At 37.5% G+C, this 3,753-nt stretch carries 2 protein-coding genes; both read left to right on the plus strand.

Annotated elements, in window-relative coordinates; translation table 11 throughout:
• Positions 1-276, plus strand: a 276-nt coding sequence (locus ACJMLZ_RS00560; protein WP_405303373.1) for a transcription factor S, incomplete at its 5' end; no start/stop codon positions are given.
• A 128-nt stretch (positions 277-404) separates the two neighbouring features.
• On the plus strand, positions 405-3,753 hold a 3,349-nt coding region (locus ACJMLZ_RS00565; RefSeq protein ID WP_405303374.1), incomplete at its 3' end, for a C1 family peptidase.

Here is a 3,753-nt window from a genome sequence, read left to right on the forward strand (position 1 = left end):
AAAGGCAAAGTCAAATGTAGATGTGGCTATGAAAAAACATTAAGCGATGAAGATATCGAAGAGCAGTACTATATGGAAGGCGAGAAAAATCCTGAAATGAAGGTGATTGTAACCGACAAAAACAATGTGGCCCTGCCTACAACAACCATAACCTGCTATAAATGCGGAGGGACAAAAGGCTACTGGTGGACAGTTCAGACAAGATCGGCCGATGAGGCTCCGACCAATTTCATCAGATGCGCAAATTGCGGCAACACATGGCGAAGCTCAAACTAGAATTCAATATTTCCAATGCTATTTTTGAATTAAACCCTGTTCAGTTATTTTCTTATTTTGAGGGTAATATTAAATAATATTTAAAACATAATATATATTATTTAATAACTGAAAATGGGGATAAAAAATTGTTTAAAAGAAAGATTATCGTATTTACGATATTCATCATTTTTCTATTGGCCGTTTCTGCTGTCAGTGCGGCTGAAAACACAGATGAATATCTGGATATGCTGGCTGCTGATGAAGTAGGAGCCCAACAGGTTGTTTCAGCTTCTGGTGATGAGGCAAATTTGACGGCTAGTGAAGAGACCACTGATACTTTACAATTTAATGAGGATGATTTCATAAAGTTATATTCTCCTGTTTGGAGTGATGATGACCTGGTATGCGAGGTTTCTGATTCATCAGGACTCAATGGTGATGTGGCTGTTCATATGTTTGATGATAATGGGAATGATTTAAAAGCATTTAATAAGACCTTTAAGGGAACAGGCATCACATCCAAAAAAATAACATATAATGATTTATATTATACATTTGAGGGTCAATGGGATGTCAGTGTTTCCTATAAAAGAGCCGCTGATGGAAAGGAATATATCAAAACAGGAAAAATAAATTTCTTTTCAAATGAAACTATCGAGTCAGAGGGAACATTCACTGATTTGTTTAATAAAATTAATGAAGCAGAGAACGAATTTGATTTAACTAGAGACTATACTTTTTGTGATGGGGATTTTAATTTTATTTCCGGAATACCTCTCCAAAGTAAGACTCTTGTCATTAATGGAAATGGTTTTACCATTGATGGAAATAATCAGGCAAGGGCATTTGACATATTTTTAGCGAATGTTACTTTTAATGATATTCGCTTCGTAAATTGTAGTTCAAGTTATAGCGGAGGAGCCATCACTTCAATGGGTTCTGACATTTCTTTAATTGATGCTCGTTTTTTTAACAACACTGCGGTTTATGGCGGTTCAATATATGTCGAAAATGGCGGGCTGTCCATTGAAAATTCTATTTTCGCCAATTCATCTTCCAACTATGCACCTGCGATTTTTGTTACTAAGGGAGATTTAACAATCAGCAATAGCAAATTCATGAATCTAAAAGCAAACATATCTGCAGGTGCTGTTGCCATCAGATCTTTTGAAAGCCTAACCATTGAAAATTCCTGTTTCAATAACACCCATTCGGCTAAAAATGGTGGTGCAGTATTCATTGACAGATCTTATGATGACGAGTTTCATGGTAATTCCCTTATCGCAAATGTTTCTTTCGTGAACACTTCAGGTGATTTTGGAGGAGCGTTCATGCAGTTGGGAGGTAATCTGGAGATGCTGGATTTGACATTCACTGACTGCACATCAAAATATGACGGCGGTGCGGCTTACCTTTCAGGATTGAACGCCACAATTGCCAATGCCGAATTTAATTCAAATAAGGTTACATCATATGATGATTATCCGACATTTGGCGGTGCTTTATACGTTGATAATGCAAATTTGACCATAACCAACTCCAAATTCATACATAATTCAGCATATGAAGGAAGCGGAGCAGTCGGCATTTATGATTCATCATATAAAATCATCAATACGCAATTCAACAATGATGGTGAAGCAATCTTTGCCGTCTTTAAAGGTGAGGGGTCCGAAATTGTCAATTTAACCGGAAGCGACACTGTCAGTGATGATAATGTATTTTATCCCTATGTGATTTCAGGCGTTGGACGAAACTTAACATTGCTCAGTAATGAGATATACGATGTTCTTCCTGCACGTTATGATTTAAGAGATTATGATTTAACATCTCCAGTTAAAAACCAGGGAATGAGAGGGTCCTGCTGGGCGGTTTCAGACATTGGAACATTGGAATCAGTATTGTTGAAAAGGGCAGGCTTAAATACAACCCTTTCTGCAAATAATATGCAAAACGCGATGATTAAGTATTCCAAATACGGCATTAATTATATGGACGAGGCAGGATACAGCATGTTGAGCATGGCATACCTTTTGAGTTGGCTGGGTGCTATTCCTCAGGAAAATGACACATTTGATGAAATTGGTAAGATATCTCCAATAATGAACACTTGCGAAAATATACATGTTCAGGATATTATAATTCTTCCGAAAGATGAGGGAATTATAAATGGGGACCCTAGCATCAAATGGGCTATTCTTAAATATGGTGCTCTTTCAGGAAGTATTTTAGGCACTGCCAGTGATGGGGATGAATCCGAATACTACCGCGAAGATTATTGTTCCCAATACGTTCCTGATGAAATAAAGGCAGACCATATTATTTCCATTGTGGGATGGGATGACTCATTTTCCAAAAAGAATTTCAAAATTACCCCTCCTGGTGATGGGGCATGGATTATTAAAAACTCCTGGGGAACATCCTTCGGTGAGGACGGATATTTCTACGTTTCATATTATGACAAAACTCTATGTACATCAGATGGGGATATTATGAACTGCGCTGTTGCAATTGTGCTCAACAATACAGTGCCTTACAACAGGAATTACCAATATGATTTTGTAGGCTTGAATGATTTCAATGATTGCACTGATTATATGAACAAGTACGTTTCTGTCGATGATGATTATATTGCTGCCGTTGGAACCTATTTCAACCAATCCGGTGTGGACTATGAGGTTAGGATAGAAGTCAATGGCCAAAACGTTCACACACAGAACGGCGTTTCACCTTATTATGGTTACCATACAATTAAGTTAAACGAATATGTTCCAATTAAGAAAGGTGATAACTTCAGCGTCATCATATCCTCAAATGCATTTCCGTTTTCAGGATTGGCAAGAACATATTATAATAAGGGAGTTTCATTTGCCCTTTGCAATGGCGAATGGATTGATGTATATGACGAATGGGATATGATGACTGCATGCATTAAGGTTTATACCATAGATGAGATTCCAAAGGAAAAACAGGACACTGCTATTGCAGCTGCTTTTGACAGCGCGAATTATGCATTGACAGTTAAATTGACCAATGGAGATGCAGGTATTCCTGATGCGGATATTGCTGTTAATGTCGCAGGTCATCTTTACAGTGCTAAAACAGATTATGCCGGTCAGGCTACAGTTTCTGTTGCTGATTTGGCTCCAGGCACGTATACTGCTGAAATTTCCTATGCAGGTGATGATGCATTCAATCCATCCAAAACACTTCTTGACATTTCTTTTAAGGCAAATACAGCTATTTCATTGGTTTATGAAGGTACTGCAAGAATGTTGGTTGCTACTTTAACAAATAATGCTACTGGTGATTCTGTTAAAGGCGCTAATGTTGTATTCACAATCAAAACAAAATCATATAATGTCAAAACTGACTTGAACGGTCAGGCTAAACTTATTACCCTTAACTTAGGTTTAGGTGAAAACACAGCTACAGCAACCTATAATGGTAATGTCAAGTATAATCCATCCACTACAACAATCAACTTCACAAACA

This window comes from Methanobrevibacter sp. (genome assembly GCF_045126245.1).
Taxonomy (GTDB): domain Archaea; phylum Methanobacteriota; class Methanobacteria; order Methanobacteriales; family Methanobacteriaceae; genus Methanocatella.